The organism is Streptomyces sp. TLI_185, assembly GCF_003814765.1.
In the GTDB taxonomy this organism is placed as follows: Bacteria; Actinomycetota; Actinomycetes; order Streptomycetales; family Streptomycetaceae; genus Streptomyces.
The window spans coordinates 15,535-33,197 of sequence record NZ_RKRB01000002.1 but is presented as its reverse complement, the minus strand read 5'-3'; the positions used below and the strand labels follow the sequence as shown (position 1 = coordinate 33,197).

At 68.9% G+C, this 17,663-nt stretch carries 17 protein-coding genes and 1 pseudogene; 12 read left to right on the top strand and 6 right to left on the bottom strand.

Annotated features, from left to right (window positions below):
* Window positions 1–107: 107 nt before the first annotated feature.
* The gene (locus EDD92_RS48675) at window positions 108–845 is read right to left on the bottom strand and encodes an SDR family oxidoreductase (protein ID WP_123971061.1); all 738 of its coding nucleotides are present in this window, start codon (window positions 843–845) and stop codon (window positions 108–110) included.
* Between the two features lie 93 nt (window positions 846–938).
* On the opposite strand from EDD92_RS48675, the gene EDD92_RS48670 reads away from it, so the two are divergent.
* The 7 genes from EDD92_RS48670 (at window position 939) to EDD92_RS48640 (ending at window position 7,413) form a co-directional block, all read left to right on the top strand.
* Complete coding sequence (locus EDD92_RS48670) at window positions 939–1,778, top strand: LysR family transcriptional regulator (RefSeq protein WP_123970919.1); 840 nt, start codon at window positions 939–941, stop codon at window positions 1,776–1,778.
* 396 nt (window positions 1,779–2,174) lie between these two features.
* Window positions 2,175–2,912 carry a hypothetical protein gene (locus EDD92_RS48665; protein ID WP_260327406.1) on the top strand — a complete coding sequence of 246 codons (738 nt, stop codon included), beginning with the start codon at window positions 2,175–2,177 and terminating at the stop codon, window positions 2,910–2,912.
* The gene (locus tag EDD92_RS48660; protein WP_260327405.1) at window positions 2,899–3,507 is read left to right on the top strand and encodes a Fic family protein; all 609 of its coding nucleotides are present in this window, start codon (window positions 2,899–2,901) and stop codon (window positions 3,505–3,507) included. Before EDD92_RS48665 ends, EDD92_RS48660 begins: the two co-directional genes overlap by 14 nt.
* A gap of 221 nt (window positions 3,508–3,728) precedes the next feature.
* On the top strand, window positions 3,729–3,878 hold the full coding sequence (locus EDD92_RS50380; protein WP_185124523.1) for a hypothetical protein: 150 nt from the start codon (window positions 3,729–3,731) through the stop codon (window positions 3,876–3,878).
* Between the two features lie 370 nt (window positions 3,879–4,248).
* Window positions 4,249–5,313, top strand: coding sequence for a bifunctional DNA primase/polymerase (locus tag EDD92_RS48650; RefSeq protein ID WP_185124541.1), 1,065 nt, complete (start codon window positions 4,249–4,251; stop codon window positions 5,311–5,313).
* The gene (locus EDD92_RS48645; RefSeq protein ID WP_123970918.1) at window positions 5,310–6,842 is read left to right on the top strand and encodes a phage/plasmid primase, P4 family; all 1,533 of its coding nucleotides are present in this window, start codon (window positions 5,310–5,312) and stop codon (window positions 6,840–6,842) included. Before EDD92_RS48650 ends, EDD92_RS48645 begins: the two co-directional genes overlap by 4 nt.
* Window positions 6,843–7,029: 187 nt before the next feature.
* On the top strand, window positions 7,030–7,413 hold the full coding sequence (locus EDD92_RS48640) for a DUF6009 family protein (protein WP_123970917.1): 384 nt from the start codon (window positions 7,030–7,032) through the stop codon (window positions 7,411–7,413).
* Between the two features lie 177 nt (window positions 7,414–7,590).
* Here EDD92_RS48640 and EDD92_RS48635 read toward each other — a convergent pair whose 3' ends face one another.
* The 3 genes from EDD92_RS48635 to EDD92_RS48625 all read right to left on the bottom strand — a co-directional run bounded on the left by EDD92_RS48635 (window position 7,591) and on the right by EDD92_RS48625 (window position 9,940).
* Window positions 7,591–8,115 carry a hypothetical protein gene (locus EDD92_RS48635; protein WP_185124522.1) on the bottom strand — a complete coding sequence of 175 codons (525 nt, stop codon included), beginning with the start codon at window positions 8,113–8,115 and terminating at the stop codon, window positions 7,591–7,593.
* A 358-nt stretch (window positions 8,116–8,473) separates the two neighbouring features.
* On the bottom strand, window positions 8,474–9,112 hold the full coding sequence (locus tag EDD92_RS48630) for a dihydrofolate reductase family protein (protein WP_123970915.1): 639 nt from the start codon (window positions 9,110–9,112) through the stop codon (window positions 8,474–8,476).
* Between the two features lie 375 nt (window positions 9,113–9,487).
* Entirely contained in the window at window positions 9,488–9,940 is a 453-nt protein-coding gene (locus EDD92_RS48625) for an Lrp/AsnC family transcriptional regulator (RefSeq protein ID WP_123970914.1), read from the bottom strand.
* Between the two features lie 97 nt (window positions 9,941–10,037).
* Here EDD92_RS48625 and EDD92_RS48620 point away from each other — a divergent pair, with 97 nt between their 5' ends.
* Window positions 10,038–10,997 carry an SMP-30/gluconolactonase/LRE family protein gene (locus EDD92_RS48620; protein WP_123970913.1) on the top strand — a complete coding sequence of 320 codons (960 nt, stop codon included), beginning with the start codon at window positions 10,038–10,040 and terminating at the stop codon, window positions 10,995–10,997.
* A gap of 121 nt (window positions 10,998–11,118) precedes the next feature.
* Here EDD92_RS48620 and EDD92_RS48615 read toward each other — a convergent pair whose 3' ends face one another.
* Window positions 11,119–11,754: a TetR/AcrR family transcriptional regulator gene (locus EDD92_RS48615; protein WP_123970912.1), complete on the bottom strand. Its 636-nt coding sequence runs from the start codon at window positions 11,752–11,754 to the stop codon at window positions 11,119–11,121.
* Window positions 11,755–11,858: 104 nt separating this feature from the next.
* On the opposite strand from EDD92_RS48615, the gene EDD92_RS48610 reads away from it, so the two are divergent.
* A complete protein-coding gene (locus tag EDD92_RS48610; protein ID WP_260327404.1) occupies window positions 11,859–12,728 on the top strand; it encodes an alpha/beta hydrolase fold domain-containing protein in 870 nt (289 codons plus the stop codon).
* 36 nt (window positions 12,729–12,764) lie between these two features.
* A pseudogene (locus EDD92_RS48605) lies at window positions 12,765–13,055 on the top strand (PIG-L family deacetylase); the annotation flags it as partial.
* 104 nt (window positions 13,056–13,159) lie between these two features.
* On the opposite strand, the gene EDD92_RS48600 reads toward EDD92_RS48605, so the two are convergent.
* The gene (locus EDD92_RS48600; RefSeq protein WP_123970911.1) at window positions 13,160–14,014 is read right to left on the bottom strand and encodes an alpha/beta fold hydrolase; all 855 of its coding nucleotides are present in this window, start codon (window positions 14,012–14,014) and stop codon (window positions 13,160–13,162) included.
* A gap of 428 nt (window positions 14,015–14,442) precedes the next feature.
* On the opposite strand from EDD92_RS48600, the gene tap reads away from it, so the two are divergent.
* Window positions 14,443–16,548: a telomere-associated protein Tap gene (tap, locus tag EDD92_RS48595; protein ID WP_123970910.1), complete on the top strand. Its 2,106-nt coding sequence runs from the start codon at window positions 14,443–14,445 to the stop codon at window positions 16,546–16,548.
* A gap of 4 nt (window positions 16,549–16,552) precedes the next feature.
* Window positions 16,553–17,110, top strand: a complete 558-nt coding sequence (tpg, locus tag EDD92_RS48590; protein ID WP_123970909.1) for a telomere-protecting terminal protein Tpg — start codon at window positions 16,553–16,555, stop codon at window positions 17,108–17,110.
* Window positions 17,111–17,663 lie beyond the last annotated feature (553 nt).

Sequence of the window (17,663 nt, the reverse complement as noted above, 5' to 3'; positions counted from 1 at the left end):
CGTAAAGCCATGGGACGTCGTCCAGCCCAGCGACAGCGATCTTCGCAGGGTGCACGTGGGTCCGACCGGCGGCGGCCTGATCGACGAGGACGTATCCGAGGGTCAGGTCACCAGGGCACGACCCCGTTGTCGTCGAACAGTTGGCCGGTAGGGCCGTCGTCCGGCAGGGTCGCCAGCCTGATGGCGATCGCCGCGCCCTGCTCGGGGGTCTGGGTCCCGCTGAATCCGTTGAGGTCGGTGGCCACGTAACCGGGGCAGGCGTTGTTGATCAGGATGTTGGTGCCGCTCAGCTCCTTGGCGTACTGGATGGTGACGGCGTTGAGGTAGGTCTTCGTCGGCGCGTAGCCCCCGCTGATTCCCCCGAGGTCGACGCCGGGCGTGGTCTGCAGTGTCAGGGAGCCGACGTGGCTGGACTGGTTGACGATCCGCGGGTGCTCCGAGCGGCGAAGCAGCGGCAGCATTGCGTTGGTGACCCTGATGACGCCGATGACGTTGGTCTCCACCAGTCGCCGCACGGTCTCGAGGTCGATGGTCGTGGGTTCCTCCGGCCAGCCGCCGGCAACGCCGGCATTGTTGACCAGTACGTCGAGCCGTCCTGCCCGCTCCTCGATCATTTGGACCGCGGCGGTCACACTCCCGCCGTCGGTCACGTCCAGGGGTACGCCGAACGCGTCGGCGCCGGCCGCGCGCAACTTCGCCACGGCGTCCTCCCGGCGTTGCTCGTCCCGGGCGCCGACACCGACACTCCAGCCCCGCGCACCCAGCCCGGCCGCGATCTCATACCCGATCCCCTTGTTCGCGCCGGTGACCAGCGCGATCGTCTTCTCACTCATGACAGCGAGCATGCTCGTGCTGCGGCCGGGCACCAACACCATCTCGGTAGTGCAGCGATACCTGGTCGGTATCGATCTGCCGTCTGCCGTCATTAGCCTGCACTCATGGAAATACGCGAGCTGCGGTACTTCGTCGCCGTCGCCGAGGAGCTGCACTTCGGCAAGGCTGCCCAGCGCCTCGGGATGGCCCAGCCGCCCCTGTCCCGCGCGATCGCCCAGCTCGAACGGCGGCTCGGAATCGCACTGCTGGAACGCACCAGCCGCAAGGTCACGCTCACCGAGGCCGGAGGCGTGCTTCTGGCCGAAGGACGCGCGATCCTCAGCGCAGTGACCGCAGCTGAGCGGCGTACCCGTCGGGCCGCGACAGCGCACCCCAGCCTTGTCCTCGCCGTGAAGTCCGGCACCGCCGGCGAACTACTGACGAAACTGCTCGACGCCTACGCCGCGGAACCCGGCGCGGCCACCGTCGAGCTACTGCTCTGCGAGGCACACCAGCACCAGCTGCTGCTGCAGGACGGGCAAGCCGACGTAGCTCTGCTGCACCTGCCCTTCGACTCAGCAGCCGGGCTCGACACCGAAACCCTGTACACCGAGGGACAGGTCGCGATCCTGCCGGCCTCACACCCGCTCGCCAGCCGCTCTCAGATCCGGATGGCCGACGTCACCACGCTGCCAGAGCTCCCGATGGCGCGCTGGCCCGGTCCCAGCGGCAGCTACCCAGAGGGACCGGGCGCAGAGGTACGGAACCTGACACAGCTCTTCCAGCTGATCGCGCTCGGCCGTACCACCGTGGTCATTCCCGAGTCAGCCAGCGCCGACCTGCGCCGGGACCTCGCCGCCGTACCGGTCCTGGACGCTCCGCCCGTGGCAACGGCGATCGCCTGGCCGCCGCACAGCCGCCTTCGTACAGTTGCTGACCTGATCCGCGTTGCAACACGTCTTTGAACTCGGATCAAGAGGGCGGCCATCCAACGGCAGCCCCGATCAAGCAACTGGCAGCTCAAACGCCTCCCCTGTCCGCTGGCGCGCAATGACACCGGTCGCACGTCCACTGCGCTGGCTGGACGCCACAAGACGAGTGCTCAAGTCAACCCCCGAAGGGCTTCCGGAGCCGACCACTTAGTACGGCTTCTTCAGCCCGCCGAAGCCGGGCACCGACCGCTGCGCGAACCATCGCTCGGTGACGACGAGAGCGGGCTATAGGCCCCGCACAGATGCCCGCACGGGGCGCGGGCCGGAAAACCATTCGCGACCCCAGGGGCTTCGAGCCGAGACTGATGGGTCGATCACATCAGACAGGAAGAGTGGCCAGCGCTGACGTACAACCGTGACACCCTGCCCTTGCCCGAGAACCGTGTGCCCCGCGTCACCTACGAGGGCATTCGGAACTGGGATCAATTCGACCCGGCCCGCCACCCGTTCGCGTGGGACGAGGACGAGGAGGCTCACCTCCGCTCGTTGGTCCGCGAGTGGGTGCCACCCGTGCTCTCCGGCATGGCCGGCTGGTGGGAGGGCGAACGCTGGTGTGAGCGTCAGGTGGACGCGATCATCCGGGAACGATACGGCGCCTGGGCCTGGGGGTGGAGCTGGTGCTACCGCTACGGCGGGCCCATCGGCAACTGGGTCAGCGGGCCGAGCTCGGTGACGACCCCCGACGAGACCGCAGCACGCGTCGTAGCCGCACTGCTGGAGTGGCGGGAGTGGCTGGAGCGGACGGCCCAGCGCTTTGCTGAACTGGCACCGCCGCCGGACGCCTCACCCGAGGATCGCAGTTGGCACTTGGAACGGGCCTGCGTCCGGCTCGTGACCCACACTCTGGACTCGGGCGCGGAGGGCGGCTGGTACGGCCAGGCCTCGATTGTCTTGGGCTGGTTCCTCACCAGCACCGGCATGGACCGAGCCGAAGCCGCGCGAGCGGTGGAGCGTGGGATCGGCGGCAGGTTCAAGAGCTGGGTCTACCCGGAACGGACGCTGATCGAATCGGTCGGCGAGGACCTGGCCGCCGGCCTCACCGGCCACGCCCCGTACCAGGACCACCGGGAGAGGGCGGCACTGGAGGAACTCCATGACCGCTACTGACAGCCTTTCGGTCTGGCTGCGCGTGCGCCGCGAGGCCGACTGGCAAAGTGCACCCGCCCTACAGCGGTTCCCGCCCGGTCGCGATGGGTTCCGGTCCTGGTGCGAGGGACCGGTGTGCCGACGCGACCCGATTCGCGCCCAGCGTCTGCTCGCCGCATACGCCCTGGCCCGAGAAGATGCCGCACGCCGTACCCCGTTGGATTTCGCCCTGCTTGCCGGTTGGCAGCGTGAAATCCTCGCTGCGACAGAGGCACCGTTTCGCGTGAGCGACGCCTACGCGAAGGCTGGCCGCGAGCGCTACGGCCTGACCCCTCACACGGCGGCCACTTTCGATTCCTGCCTGCGCGAGACGACCGACCCGGACATCCCGCTGGCGGCTCGCGCGGCCCGCGCGTACCTCGATGTGGCGTTCTTCCACCCCTTCACCGATGGCAATGCCCGCGCCGCACTGTTGACCCTGGTCCATGTTCTGGCCCGGGAAGGCATCGTCCTTCCTGAGGTCGATCCGCTCCAGACCACCCGCTATGCGGATGACCTGGCCGGTGCCGCCGACCTTGCCGTCCTCATCGGGGTGCTCAACCGTCCGCGATGCTGAAGCACCCAGGCTGAGGCCACCGACAAACTCCCGCCAGGATTCAACAAACCATCGTCCCCTGGCGGCCGGCTCGTCTTCCACGTCTTCGCCGCGCTCGCTGAGTTCAGCCGCGAGCTGATCGTCTCCGGTACCCGCGCAAGCCTGGACGTCCCCACACCCGCGGCCGGGCTGGCGGCCCGGCCACCGTCGCCACCGCCGAGACCACCCGGGCCGCCCGCGACATGCTGCCCAACCCCGAAAACTCGATCACCTCGATCACCTCGATCACCAAGATCCTCGGCGAGAGCCCTGGCACCCTCTACAACCACATCCCCGATCTTCAGGAAATCCGCGCCTCCGGCCGCGTCCCGAAGCAGCCCACCGCTGGCTGACCACTCCCGCTACTGGCCCTTCCGATCCTCCCGGAGGCCAAGTTCGTCCAGTCCCTGTACCGCGTGCCCAGCGGTAGGCGAACTACGGTCCCTTAAGACACTCGCAATTGGAGCATTACGGGCATACGTTGCCTGCTTTGTTCTCCCTGCAGAGACTCAAGGGACCGTAGGGACCCGAAAACCAATAGAACGCCACGCGGGGGGAGCTGCGCCCTCCCCCCGCCCCGGGGTCCTACACTCTTCCGAAAGACAGTCCCTACAGTCCCTTTGGTCCCTCACTTCAGTACGCGGCCGACTGACGGCCGGGGCTGTCAGGGACTCAAGGACACGACACTTGCCGAAGGACAGACGAGTGCCCGGCCCCGACCTGATGAGAGTGCCCGCAACTCCTGCGCGGACCGCCACATCCCAGGCTGTGGCCCGCTGGTGCGCCGAGCAGGGGTGGCCGGTCCACCCCCTGGCATCAGGACGTAAGACGCCCGCTGCCAACTGTCCGGACTGCAAGGACAAACACCACTCTCCGACCTCGTGCGTCTGCATCCCGGCCGGCCGGCCGTGCCACGGTTTTCATGCCGCGACCACCGACACGGCGCGCATCGATGCCTGGTGGTCCGCCCATCCTTCCTGGGGCGTCGGCGTGGCCTGCGGGGGAGCCGACCTGATCGTCATCGACATCGACGCACACTCCGCGCCGGTCCCCGACCGCAGCCGTCTCCTGCCCGGCATCCCCATCCACGACTCCGTGAACCTGCGGGGGCTTGCGTCCGGTTTCGACACCCTCGCTCTCCTGGCTGCCCTGCGTGGGCGGCCCAGCCCGGCCGAGGACGACAGCACCCTGCGCGTGCGGACCCCTTCCGGCGGCCTGCACGTCTGGTACCGGAATCCCCACCCCGCCACCCGGTTCCGCTGTTCGACCGGGTCCAGTTCGAAAGTCGCTCTGGCCTGGCAGGTCGATGTCCGGGCCGACGGCGGCTACATCGTCGCGCCCACCACCCGCACCGCCCAGGGGACCTATCTGCGGGAAGGTCCGGGCCGCCTGCCGGCGCCGCTGCCCGACTGGCTGGGCGAGGAACTCGTCAGGACCGGACACACCATCCAGCGCCTGGCGGCCTCCTCCCGACCCGCGGCTCCCCGCCGTCGACCCCCGCGAACCCCCAAGCGCGCACACCGCGTCCTGGACCCGCTGCTGCTGGAAGTCGCCGAGTGCGCGGCAACACCCGAGGGCGCCTCCTTCACCGAGAAGCTCAACAAGGCCGCCTACACGGCCGGAGGACTGGCGGCCGCCGGACACCTCGACGAACACACCTCCCGCGTCCTCCTGCACGACGCCGCCGAGACCGCACGCCCCTGGCAGAGTGCCCGCAACGAACGCATCATCGACGACGCGTTCGCTGCCGGGTCCGCCCGCCCGCTCCACCTCGAAGGACGTTCATGAGCAGGGCCGACACGCCGCGTTTCGACGCCACCGCCGCTGCCCAGCAGATGCTGGACCTCGAACAGAGGGACCATCAGCCGGCCGCCCTGCCCGCCCAGGCCCACACCTCCCCGGTCCCCACCCCCTCCTGGGCGCTGTCGGCACCCCTGCCCGGAACCCTCACCGACCGCGGCAACGCCAAGCTGTTCGTCCAGCTCTACCGCGATCAGTTCCGCCACGTCGAAGGCCTGGGCTGGTTCTCCTGGGACGGCTACCGCTGGAAGCGCACCGGCGGTGAGAAAGCCGCCCTGTGGGCTGCCGGCGAGATGGCCGAGGACATGCCCGACAGCGACCCCCGCGGACTTTTCAGCGACCGCGAGCTCCGCCACCACAGGAAGCGGACCCTGTCGACCACCGGCATGAAGGCTCTGCTCACCCAGGCCAAGGCCTCCCCGGACCTGTCCGTCGACCCCGACACCCTTGACGGCGATCCCTACGCCCTGTGCACCCCCGCAGGCGTCGTCGACCTCCACACCGGGCTGCTGCGCAAGCCCGACCCCACCCGCGACTTCCACTCCCGCGCTACCAGCGTCGCCCCCCAGCAGACCAAGACCCCGCGCTGGCACCGCTTCCTGTGCGACACCTTCGGCGACGACGCCGAAGGGCAGGAAATGATCGGCTTCCTGCACCTGCTGCTGGGCTACTCCATCACCGGCGACGTCGGCGCCCAGGTCCTTCCCTTCCTCCACGGCCACGGAAAGAACGGCAAGAGCGTCCTGCTGGACGTCATGATCCAGATCCTGGGTGACTACGCGGATGCCGCCCCGCCCGGCTTCCTCATGGACCGCGGGGCGTTCTCCGAGCACTCCACGGAACTCACCGAGCTCCACGGCCGCCGCCTGATCGTCTGCAGCGAGCTCAAGCCCAACGACAAGTTCGACGAGGCGAGGGTCAAGCTTCTGACGGGCGGAGAGAAGATCAAGGCTCGCCGGATGCGGCAGGACTACTTCTCCTTCACCCCCACCCACCACCTGTGGCTGCTGGGCAACCACCGCCCCGAGGTGAGCAACGGCGGCTTCGCGTTCTGGCGCCGTATCCGGCTGCTGCCCTTCGAACGGACCGTCCCCGATCACCGCAAGATCGACAACCTGGCGCTCGAACTCGTCCGTGACGAAGGCCCCGGCATCCTGCAGTGGCTCATCGAGGGCGCCCGCCGCTACCTCACCACCCGTGACAGCCTCGAAGGCCCCGACCGCGTCCGCATCGCCACCAGCGCGTACGCCAACACCGAGGACCACATCGGCCGCTTCCTCACCGAATGCTGCACCCGCGACCTCGAGACCCAGCCCGACCTGCGCGTCGAACAAGGCCTCCTTTACGCCGCCTACGCGTCCTGGTGCAGCGCCGGCGAAGGCATCCGCCCCGCCGGTACCCGTGCCTTCGCCACCCGCGTACGGCAGGAAGTAGGCCTCGCCTCACCCGCAGACATGATCAAATCCAACGGCCGCAAGTACTACCCGGGACTCGCCCTGCTGGAAAGCCCGTCATGAAACAACTCCCGCCGCACGGCGAACCGCAGCACACCGGACCCGCCCCCCAGCAGGCCCAGAGGTCCCTACCCGCCCGAATCCGCCCCGCTTACCATGGACCCGCAGGGCTACTTCCAGCAACGGGCGGCTCACCACACCACGAGGCGGGCAGCCGTCCGGCCCCGCAGACGAAGGAGGGCCAGCAGCCATGAGCTCGCTACTGACCGAGGGCGATCTCACCCACGAGGAAAACGTCGTGTGGCTGGAAGACCCCGAGACCTTCGACTACGTCCGCCAGGCCCTCGACAAGACCCGGCGCCGCAACACCAGACCCCCCTACCTCCGCGACGGTCGCATGGTCGGCTACGCCCTCCTCGACGACCAGGCCGAACCCGACCCCGACAGCGGTCTGTACAAGCGCCGCGTCTTCTTCCTCCTTCCGCACGACCGTGACAGCCTTCCCGGTGGTCTGTACCGCGAAGGGGCTCCCGGCGAAGCCGTGGACCCGCGCACCATCGAGGTGAAGAAGGTGGGGGAGAAGACCCCACGCTCGCAGCGGGGCCCGGCAGCCATAACGGGCTCCCACCCCTAGTGCTGTGACCGGATAGGTTCGCCGGGTTGGTCCGACCGCAGCTATGAGAGGGCGTCCGCCCCAGCGGATGGCCTTCTCACCTCGGATGCGGGTACGTGAGCCCGGTAGAGGCTCCTGGCATATCTGGCAGCACGCTGCCTCGCGATAGCCGCTCCTGACTTGCCCTTCACGGCACGGTCAGGGAGCCGGGCGTCTGGGGTCGATCGGATCGTCCGGGACCACGCTGTCGGGGTCCTTGACTCCGAGCTGGCGGCGCGCGGCCAGGAACAATCTGCGCATCGCCTCTCTCAGCCTGTCCTCCACCGCACGGCCACCGTAGTGGTCGATGAGTTCGTCCGGACGGCCCTCGTGTACGGCGCGCACCCACCAGGCGTGGTGCTCGACCTCCCTGGCCGCCTGCTGGAGCTCCACCGTTCCCAGGATGCGCAGCTGCTGCACCACGGACCGGAGCCGGGCGTGTTCGTCGTCGACCTTGTTGCGCTGCTCGTCCCGGTCCGCGACCCGGTCATACCGACGGACCAGATGAACGAGCTGCCGCGCCGAGGCGGCACACTCCTTGCACAGGTCGTAGAGCGGCGCGTCCCAACGCACTGCCAGGGCGTGCCGCTCCTTTCTCCTCTCCATCAGGTAGGCCGGGATGAGACCCACGGCGGCACCAACTACCACCAGCAGTACGCTCGTTGCTGTCGCGGAAGCATTCATGCCGGACATCCAACCGGGTGCGAGAGGCCACGAAGGCCAATTCCCGGCGTACCTATCTGGTCACAGCACTAGCTGTGGTGCCTCAGGAGATTGGTTCCACGAAGCCATCGACCGCCAGTTACTGCGGGAGGGTGTCGAGTGGTTCCGGCGGTTGGTCGAAGGTGAGGCGGTAGTCGCCGCCGGATGTGCGGGCACCAGCACCCCGACTGAACGGCCGACCCCACCGCCACACGGGGCCCGGCCCCAGCACACCCACAGTCGACTACCCGCCGCGCAGCGACGAGGGCCAAGACCACGACGACGAACCACCGAGGCGGGTGAGGCAGCACACCACCCCGGCGAACCCTGACCCCGCGCGTCAGCGGCGGACCAGCACCGCGTGCGTGACCGTCGGCGAGCCGACCAGTTCGGACACCCGGTAGCCGTCGATCCCGTCGCCCAGATTGTCGAGCAGCCGCTCCCCGCGTCCGATGAGCATCGGCGTGATCACCAGGTGGAGCTCGTCGATCAGCCTGGCCCGCAGATACTGCTGGATGACCGCCGCGCCGCCGCCGATCCGGACGTCTTTGCCGCCCGCGGCGTCGAACGCACGCTGCAACACCGTCTCCAACGGCTCATCGGTGAAGTGGAAGGTCGTTCCGCCTGCCATCTCCAGCGTCGGGCGCACATGGTGGGTGTGCACGAAAACGTCGTGATGGTAGGGCGGGTTGTCGCCCCACCAGCCCTTCCAGGACTCGTCCTTCCACGGCCCGCGCTGCGGCCCGAACATGTTCCGCCCCATGATCGTGGCGCCGATATTCTGATCGCCGCGGGTGAAGTAGTCGACATCGATGCCGGTCTTGCCCGCGGCGGAATCCTCCGTCGCGGAGACGAACCAACTGTGCAGATCGTCACCCCAGCCGACTCCGTCGCCGAACGGGGCGTCGAGTCGCTGGTTCGCGCCGGCCATGAAGCCGTCGAGGGAGATCGTGACGTTGTGTACGCGGACCTTGGGCATGGCCTTCGCCTCTCGTGTTGATGGCCTCTCTCACCCCTGCGTCGAACAGAGCCTGCCTGGATCGACATCCCCGCGCACGTTCTTTCGGCGTGCCATACCGGTGCTCAGCACCGCGCGCCGGCACCGAGTACGCGGCGCGGGCGGGCGACGTCGACGGGCAGCAGGCTCGCGCCGTCAAGACCGCCCTGCCCAGTCCTCCGGGGAGGGGCCGTCGTCGCACACCTGGACTGTTACCTCAGCGAGCGCCAGTCGGCGTGGCACCAACCTCATGCGACAGCACACCCAGCGCGGAGCCGGGCCGGCGTTTTTTCAGGTCAGGGGAGCGCTGCGGTTGGCCCGCGGAGCTACGTTCAACCGTCCATGACTTGCGCAAGGTCACGCCTGGTGGGCGGCCTGCGGGGAGACCGGCCGCTCGAAGAATGTCTCCAGCACAACCGTCGCCTGGGTCCCGCTCACTCCGTCGATGGCGTAGATCCGGCGCAGCACGTCCTGCAGGTGCTCGGTGGTCGTGGTCCTGACTTTCACCAGCACCGAGGCGCTGCCGGCGATAACGTGCGCCTCCAGAATCTCGGGTAGCGCGGCGAAGTCCTTCGCCGAGTCGCCCATCCAGGCCGTCGAGTCGACCATCACGTAAGCCAGGACGCCGCCGCCCACCGCTGCCGGATCAACCTCCGCCGCGGTGCGCCGGATGACGCCGCGCTCCCGCAGCTTGCGTACGCGCTCATGAGCCGCGCCGGCGGACAGGCCCACGGCCTGGCCCAGCGCAGCATAGGACTGGGTGGCGTCCCTCTGAAGCTCCGTTAGTAGGGCGCGGTCAATGTGATCCACAACTCTCCATTCGGTATAGCCTTGCGCAGACCATAGCGCATCTTGCAATCTCCTCATCAAGCCGAAGGATATTCGGCATATCTACGGGAGGGGACCCATGACCAGCGAGCGCCCTGCGCTGTACGAGATGCTCGACGACCGGTTCCGTACGGGGCGGTGTATGAACGGCGATGGCGGCTTGGAGGTGCTGTACACAGGTTGCCGCTGGGCCGAGGGGCCGATCTACCTTCCTTCTTGGAGGCAGGTGATCTGGAGTGACATCCCCAATGACCGGATGCTGCGCTGGGACGAGGAGACCGGTGCCGTCAGCGTCTTCCGTCGCTTTGCCGGGCACACCAACGGCAACACCCTTGACCGCCAGGGCCGGTTGATCACCTGCGAGCAGGGCAACCGCCGGGTGACGCGAACCGAGCACGACGGCACTGTCACGGTGTTGGCGGATCGCTGGCAGGGCAAGCGACTGAACAGCCCGAACGACGCAGCCGTGAAGTCGGACGGATCCATCTGGTTCTCCGATCCGGACTTCGGCATCACCAGCGACTACGAGGGTTACCGTGCCGAGAGCGAGATCGGCGCCAACAACGTCTACCGCATCGACCCGGACAGCGGTGAAGTACGCCTGGTCGCCGACTGCTGCGCGGCGCCGAACGGCCTGGTCTTGTCGGCCGACGAGCGACAGCTCTTCGTCTCCGACACCCGGGCCGGCTGTATCCGGGTCTTCGACGTACGGGACAACGGCACACTCTCCGACGGCAAGGTCTTCGCAGACGCCGCACGCCGCAAGAACGCCCGTTTCGACAACCTCCGCTTCGACGACGACGGCCGGCTCTGGGCTGCTGCGATGGACGACGGGGTGCACTGCTACGACCCCGACGGCACGCTGATCGGGCGGCTCAACATTCCCGAGAAGGTGGCCAACATCTCCTGGGGCGGAGTCAAGCGCAACCGTCTCTTCATCACCGCGCAGACCAGCCTCTACTCGGTGATCATGGGCGTCACGGGCACGCACCCGACCGGCCCGGGGCGCCAGCCCTGGCCGGCCCCGACATCCCGGTGACCCCCGGCCGTGAGTGGTCCAGTTGGCCGGAGAGGCCAACTGGACCACTCAGCCACACTGGCTCGCCGTCGGGGGCCTGAGGGTGCCCGGGCTGCGATTCAGGACCTTTTCCCGTTGGGCGCTACGCGGCAGTGCGCACGGCGTAGTCGGCGAGGGAGGGCGCAAGCAGGCCGAAGACCTCGTCAGTTGCTGTGCTCAAGGTGGCTGCGATCTGTCGGTTCGTGCGGCCTGCGGTGGCGAGGTCGAGAGCGTGGTGGAAAAGGGTGCGGTGTGCCGTGGCCAGGAGGGCGGCAGCCGCCCGGAGGGCGAGGGCTCCTGCGGGTGCCGCGGTCTCGGCGGCCAGCGCCGCAGTGAGGGCGTCCTCGCGCTGTTCGTGCAGTTCGCGTAGGCGGGCGCCGAGGGTGGGGCTGCTGGTGATCATCCGGGCGAAGTCCGAGCCACAGAAACCGGCGAGGGCGTCATGGCGCGCGACGGCTGCCAGGTACTCGCGGTGCAGGCCGGCCAGCGCGGACTCGCCCTCGCGGCGGGAGGCGAGTGCGGCGGCGAGGCTGTCGCGGAAGGTCTCGTGGAAGTCGAGGGCGAGGTCTTCCTTGCGCGGGAAGTAGTTGGTGACGGTCATCTTGGCCACCTGTGCGGCGGTGGCGATCTGGGCGATGGTCACCGCCTCGAAGCCGTGCTCCAGGAACAGCTGTGTCGCGGCGTCGGAGATGGCCTGGCGGGTCTGCTGCCTCTTCAGTTCTCGCAGTCCAGCGGTCATGCGCACCATCCTAGTGTAGGTCAGACCTAAAAATGTAGTTGACCCTTCGATGTGTCGCATCTAATTTTAGGTTCGCCCTAGAAAGGCACGTGGGAAGGAACCGAGTGAACCTGCGCATCACCCCGTCCGAGTCGGCCGCCGTCCGCGACGGGCTGGCCCGCCTGGCCGACGGCATCCCGGATCTGCCCGCCGGTGCCGACCTCGCCCCCGCGCTCCCCGCCACCGGCGGGGTGCCCGGTCGGTGGACCAACGCCTCCGGCCAAGCCCCCGCAGAGGCCGGCGTCGTCCTCTACGTCCACGGCGGCGGCTTCGCCGGCACCGAGCCTCGCGCGGAACGAGCGCTCGCCCACCGCCTGTCGCAGGCAACGGGCCGCCCGGTCTTCGGCGTGGACTACCGGCTCGCCCCGGCCCACCCGTATCCGGCGGCGCTACATGATGTGGCCGCCGTGCACCGCAGCCTGATCGAGCAGGGTGTACCCGCAGGCCGCATCGTGCACTTCGGCGAGTCGGCTGGTGCCACCCTGGTGCTGTCCGCCCTGCTGATACTCAAGGCGGCCGGGGACACGCTGCCGGCCACCGCGGTCGTGGTCTCCCCGCTCGCCGATCTCACACTCTCCAGCCCCTCCCTGACGGTAGATCAGGGCCGCGACACCATCAGCAAGGCGGCACTGGAGACGGTGTGCACCCAGTACCTGGCCGGGGCGCGGCCCGACGCCGCGCCGCAGTCCCCGCTTCACGGCGAACTGTCGGGCCTGCCCGACCTGCTGGTGATCGCCGGCGGAGCCGAAGTGCTGGCCGACGACGCCCGCCGGCTGGCCGCCGCCGCGACCGCGGCCGGGACCCCCGCGCGCCTCGACCTGTACGAGGACCTCCCGCACGTCTTCCACCTGGCCATGCTGGCCGACGCCCCGACCACCGCCACCGACACCTTCCTGCACCGCCTGGCGCAGTGGACCCACGAGAGGACCGCATGAACCTGCGCGTCACCCCAGAAGAAATCCCTGCGCCTGATGAGCGTGCACGCCCACCCCGACGACGAGTCGAGCAAGGGGGCGGCGACGCTGGCCAAGTACGCCGCCGAGGGCGCCGACGTCCTCGTCGTCACCTGCACCGGCGGCGAACGCGGCACCGTCCTCAACCCCGCGATGGACCGACCCGAGGTCCGCGCCAACCTCGCCGGGATCCGCCGCGAGGAGATGGCCGCTGCCCACGACATCCTCGGCATCCGCCAGCAGTATCGGGGCTTCACCGACTCCGGGCTGCCTGAAGACGGTGAGCCACTACCGGACGGCTGCTTCGCGCGACCCCGCTGGACGCTCAACCGTAGGCAGCCGCCTCTGGGGGTGTGCATCGGGAGATCGGCTCTGCGCACCTACTGCAGCATTGCCAAGGGCCTGGTGGAGTGTCAGCGCGCCGCGAGGTTTGCGAGCAGCTCGGCGGCGGGCTTCGGGTGGACGAGCCAGCGCAGGTGGCTCCCCTCGAGTGTTCGGACGTCGAAGGGGTTGTCGGGTGTGAGCGCGTCGGCTTCGCGGATCATGCGGTCCTGCACGGCGAGCGGAACGCTGGCATCGGCGGCCAGGCGCACATACGTCTTGGGAATCCGGCCCCAGGTCATGGCCTGTGCCCGGTCGGCGGACGTGCCGGCGTCGAGGTTCTCATCGGGCTGGAAGGTGTTCAGGAAGGTCCGGAACTCGTCATCGGTGAGGTCGGCGGCGAACGCTCGCTTGAACGCGGCGAGCGCCGCTGGCTCGGCGGTACGGAAGTTGGTGCGGAGCAGACCGAGTTCGGCCGGGTTCCCGACGAGCGTGGCAGCGAAGGCTCCCGCGTCGACATCCGCCATCTCCGGCTGGGCGTAGTAGTCGCTCACGTCCAGATCGACGGGGCACCAGGCGGAGACGTAAACGATCCGGTCGATCAGCTCGGGCCGGGCGTTGGCGACGGCGGTGGCTGTGATGCCGCCTCTGCTGTGGGCGACGAGGATGGTGGGCCCGTTCTGCTTGGCCCGTTCGAGGACTTCGATCACGCGGGCGGCGTTGTCGGCGAGCGTGACTCCCTTGATGCTCCCCGGTTCTGCGGCGAGGGCGTCGAGGATCTGGGGAGCCTGGTAGGCCGCGGGGAAGGTCGCCTCGAATCCGTGCCCGGGAAGGTCGACCGCCGCCGAGCGATGCCCGAGTAAGGCGAGCTCGGCCTGCAGTGGCGCGAACGAGAACGAATTCGCGAAGGCCCCATGAACAAAAACGAATGTCGGCAGATTCTGCATGCCTCAGCCTCCAACAGAACGATCTTCTGAGCAAGATCAAGGGTTCAAGATGGCTTCGATACGTCTGGCTGTGGCTTCGATGGTGGTGGTGAGCCATGTGCGGCTGGTGCCTCGCAGGGGTGCTTGCATCGGGAAGCGGCGGTGGAATTCGGCGGGGGCCTGTGGGACGACGAGGAGGTCGTCACTGAGGATGGACCGTCTCCAAGGGGCGGATGCGAACAGGCAAGACCGGAACTCGTCAGAACTTGCCTACGGATGACCGGGACTGCCTACACATCACAGAGCCAGGACAACAGGTCATTCGGCATGTCGCCGCCGCCTCACCGCCACTTCTCGTGAGTCACCCGAGAGGGTTAAAGAGAAGGCTAAAGTAAGGGTTAATTCCAAGGTGAAGGCTGGTAGTGTCCGAGGTGGAGGTGGATCACTGCATGGCAACCGAGGAAGAGCTGTTCGAGGCAGTCGACGCGCTCTTGGAGGAGGAGCCGCAGCTTCCGCCTCCTGCGGAGCGGGCCCGGCTGCGTGAGGCCGCCGGTATCACCCAGGCCCGACTGGCGCAGGCCCTGAAGACGACGCTGCAGACGGTCAAGAACTGGGAGAACGGGCGCTCGGAGCCCAGGGAGCCGCGTCTGTCGGCGTATCAGCGGCTGATGGAGGGCTGGGCGGCGAAGTATCCGCTGCCCGGCAGTGCAGCGCTCGCCCCGGAGCCCGCTCCCGTCCCACAGGCGCTCGTCGGCCCTGCGGAGCAGGCGTCGGCCTCCACCGCGCCCGAGGCTCCAGCCGCACCGCCCGCACCGGCTTCCGTCGCACGCCCTGACCGTCCCGCTGTCCCTCGCGCGACGTCGCGCCGCCCGGCCCGCAAGGCCGCGCGGGTCCCGGTCGACACCCGGTTTCCGCATGGCCCGCTCGCGGTCCTGGACGGCGACGGGCAGGCGTACGGCGTCGACGGGATCGTCCTGGACTGCCCGGCCGGCACCATCCCGGAGCTGGTGGAGTGGACGCTGCGTGAGTCGGGACTGGGCTCGCCGCGGCTGCACCGCAACGGCAAGGACAGCGACCCGCTGATCGTCCTGACGGCGGCGGCCGCCGCGAAGTTCGGTCTGCCGGAGCAGTTGGAGGACCGCCGCACGCTGCGCCTGGAGGACGGACACCCGGTCCTCAAGCAGATCGCCAAGGCGAAGTGGCAGCTCACCCAGCGCGGATTCGGGCCGTGGCCGCGCGTCTACCGCCCCGCCAAGGGCAACGAGCGGCAGTGCGTGCAGCTGGCGATCCTGCCCTGGGACGCACTCGACTCCCGGGCCTGGCCCGGCGCCGGCGAGCTGGAGCCGGCCGAACTCGCCCATGCCCTCGGCGTGTACGCGACCCGGGTCATCACCCCACGCGGATCCACGGCCGTCTCGGGCCTGGAGCTGATGACCGCGCTGCGCCCGCCCACCCGCGCCGTACGCGATGCCGCCACCGGCAGCTGGGTCTCCGGCCGCAATCCGGGCTCGCTCGGCACGGAGCCGGTCGATCCCGCACCGCCGGAGGCTCCACCGGAGCACCCGGTCGCGCAGGGCTGGACGAAGGGTTTCCTTGATGAGGAGGCCTACCAGTGGGTGCGCGACCCCGACCTGCTCACCGGTGAGGAGGTCTCGGTGCGCTGGGCGGTCGGCCTGGACATCAACACCGCCTTCCTCGCGGCCGCGGCCCGCCTGGTGGTGGGGCTGTCCGGCCCCGAGCACTTCGTGAACCCGGTGTTCGATCCGAAGATCCCCGGCTGCTGGTACGTGGACCTGTCCGGCATCGAGCTGGACCCGCGCCTGCCCTCCCCGTTCACGCCCACCGGCGAGCGCCCGACGGAACCGGCCTGGTACGAGACCCGCACCGTCGCCTACGCCCGGGAACTCGGCCACAACGTCGCCCCCATCGAGGCCTACCTGCGGCGGGAGAGCGGCGCCTACCTCGACCCGTGGCACGACCGGCTCAAGACCGCCTACGTCGACACCATGGCCGACCTGGGCGTCACCAAGGACCTGGACGACCACGCCTTCCTCGCCGCGATGGAACAGCACAAACAGGCCGACCCGGCCCTGGCCGCCGTCCTGGCCGCCGTCAAGGCCACGGTCAAGGGCGGCGTGGGCAAACTCAGGGAGCGGCCGCAGGGACGCCGCTACCGCGACGGGGAGCGGTGGCCTGCCCTGGAACGCCCGACCTGGCGCCCCGACATCCGCGCCGCGGTCATCGCCAAGGCCCGCGTGAACATGCACCGCAAGATGCTCAAGACCGCGGAGGCGACCGGCCGGTACCCGCTCGCCGTGCTCTCGGACTGCGTCGTCTATCCCTCCCCGGGGCGCACGCCGCTGGACTTCCTGCCCTACACCGCCTCCGGCAAGCCGATGCCCGGCAGCTTCCGGCTCGGGGCGACGCCGGGCCTGGCGAAGCTGGAGGGCGTGCAGGAGATGGCCTGGGCGGTCGACCTGATGGAGCAGGGCTTCAACCCGGCCCGCCACATCAAGGGCGACGGCCACGACGCCGTCATCGAGGAAGGGGAGTAGACCGGTGGGGGACATCGACGACGCTCTGGACCGCGCCGGCTACGAACACGTCACCAAGCCGCCGCCGAAGACGCCGGCCGCGCAGATGCGGCTGCTGGTCAAGGCGGAGAAGGGCGCCACGAAGGCGGTGGCGCAGCGGCTGGGCATCTCGCAGCGGCAGGTGGAGCGCTATCTCGTGGGGCAGGCCAAGCATCCGCGCCCGGCGCTGAAAGCGGCGCTGGAGCGCGAGGTCGCCAAGGTGTGGCAGCCGCGCGTGCGGCAGCAGGCCCGCAAGAAGGCCGCCACCAGCACCGGGCTGACGGTCGAGACCCGGGCCCGGTTCGGCTATACGGCGCCGGTCGGCACGACCGACGACCCGCGCATGCGCCGACTGACGGTCCATCTGCCTCCCGAGTACGCGCGACGCCTGTTCGACGCCCAGCAGCAGGGCGCAGGCGACGCTCAGCTCCGTGGAATCGTCGCCGACGGGCTACGGGACATCTATTTCCGGGACGGCGGACGCCGCGCCGGCAACCTCGATGTCGACATCACCGACATCGACTACTTCGACGTGTCGTTCTAGAACCGCAGCGGGCTCCGCGGCCAGTACGCCGTCACAGCGACCGAAGCGACTCAGCTGTGGTGGCCCCGGCGCGGGCGGCGTCGTGAGCGCGGGGAGTCCCGGGAGAGCGCTACAGGTTCGCTTCACAGTCGCTTGAGTCGCTCTGGGGACCGGGTGGGGGAGGGGCAGGCTTGAGTCGCTGTGGCCGAATCAGGTCTGTGCGGGGGCAGCGACCGAGGAGCAGCTACCGAAGGCGCTGTCGGTCGCTTTCAGTAGCTGATGAAAAAGCCCAGGTCAGAGTCGGTGATTCGGCTGAGCAGCGACCGAAGCGACTGAAGGGCCGGTATATGAGGGCATTAGCGCGAGCGCCTGTGCGTGCGTGTGTGCGTCATATATAGGAAGTTTGAGTCGCTTCAGTCGCTGTTTGATCGCTTCCAAGCTTGTGACCTGCGTTTTTGCTCGGCTGGTCCGGTAGCTACTCAACCGGCTCGGGTCGCTGGCTTCCGTACTGGGTCGAATCTTTGTTTTCCCATGAGCCTCTCGGCCCCCATCGCTTAGCTATGCTGTGCCGGTT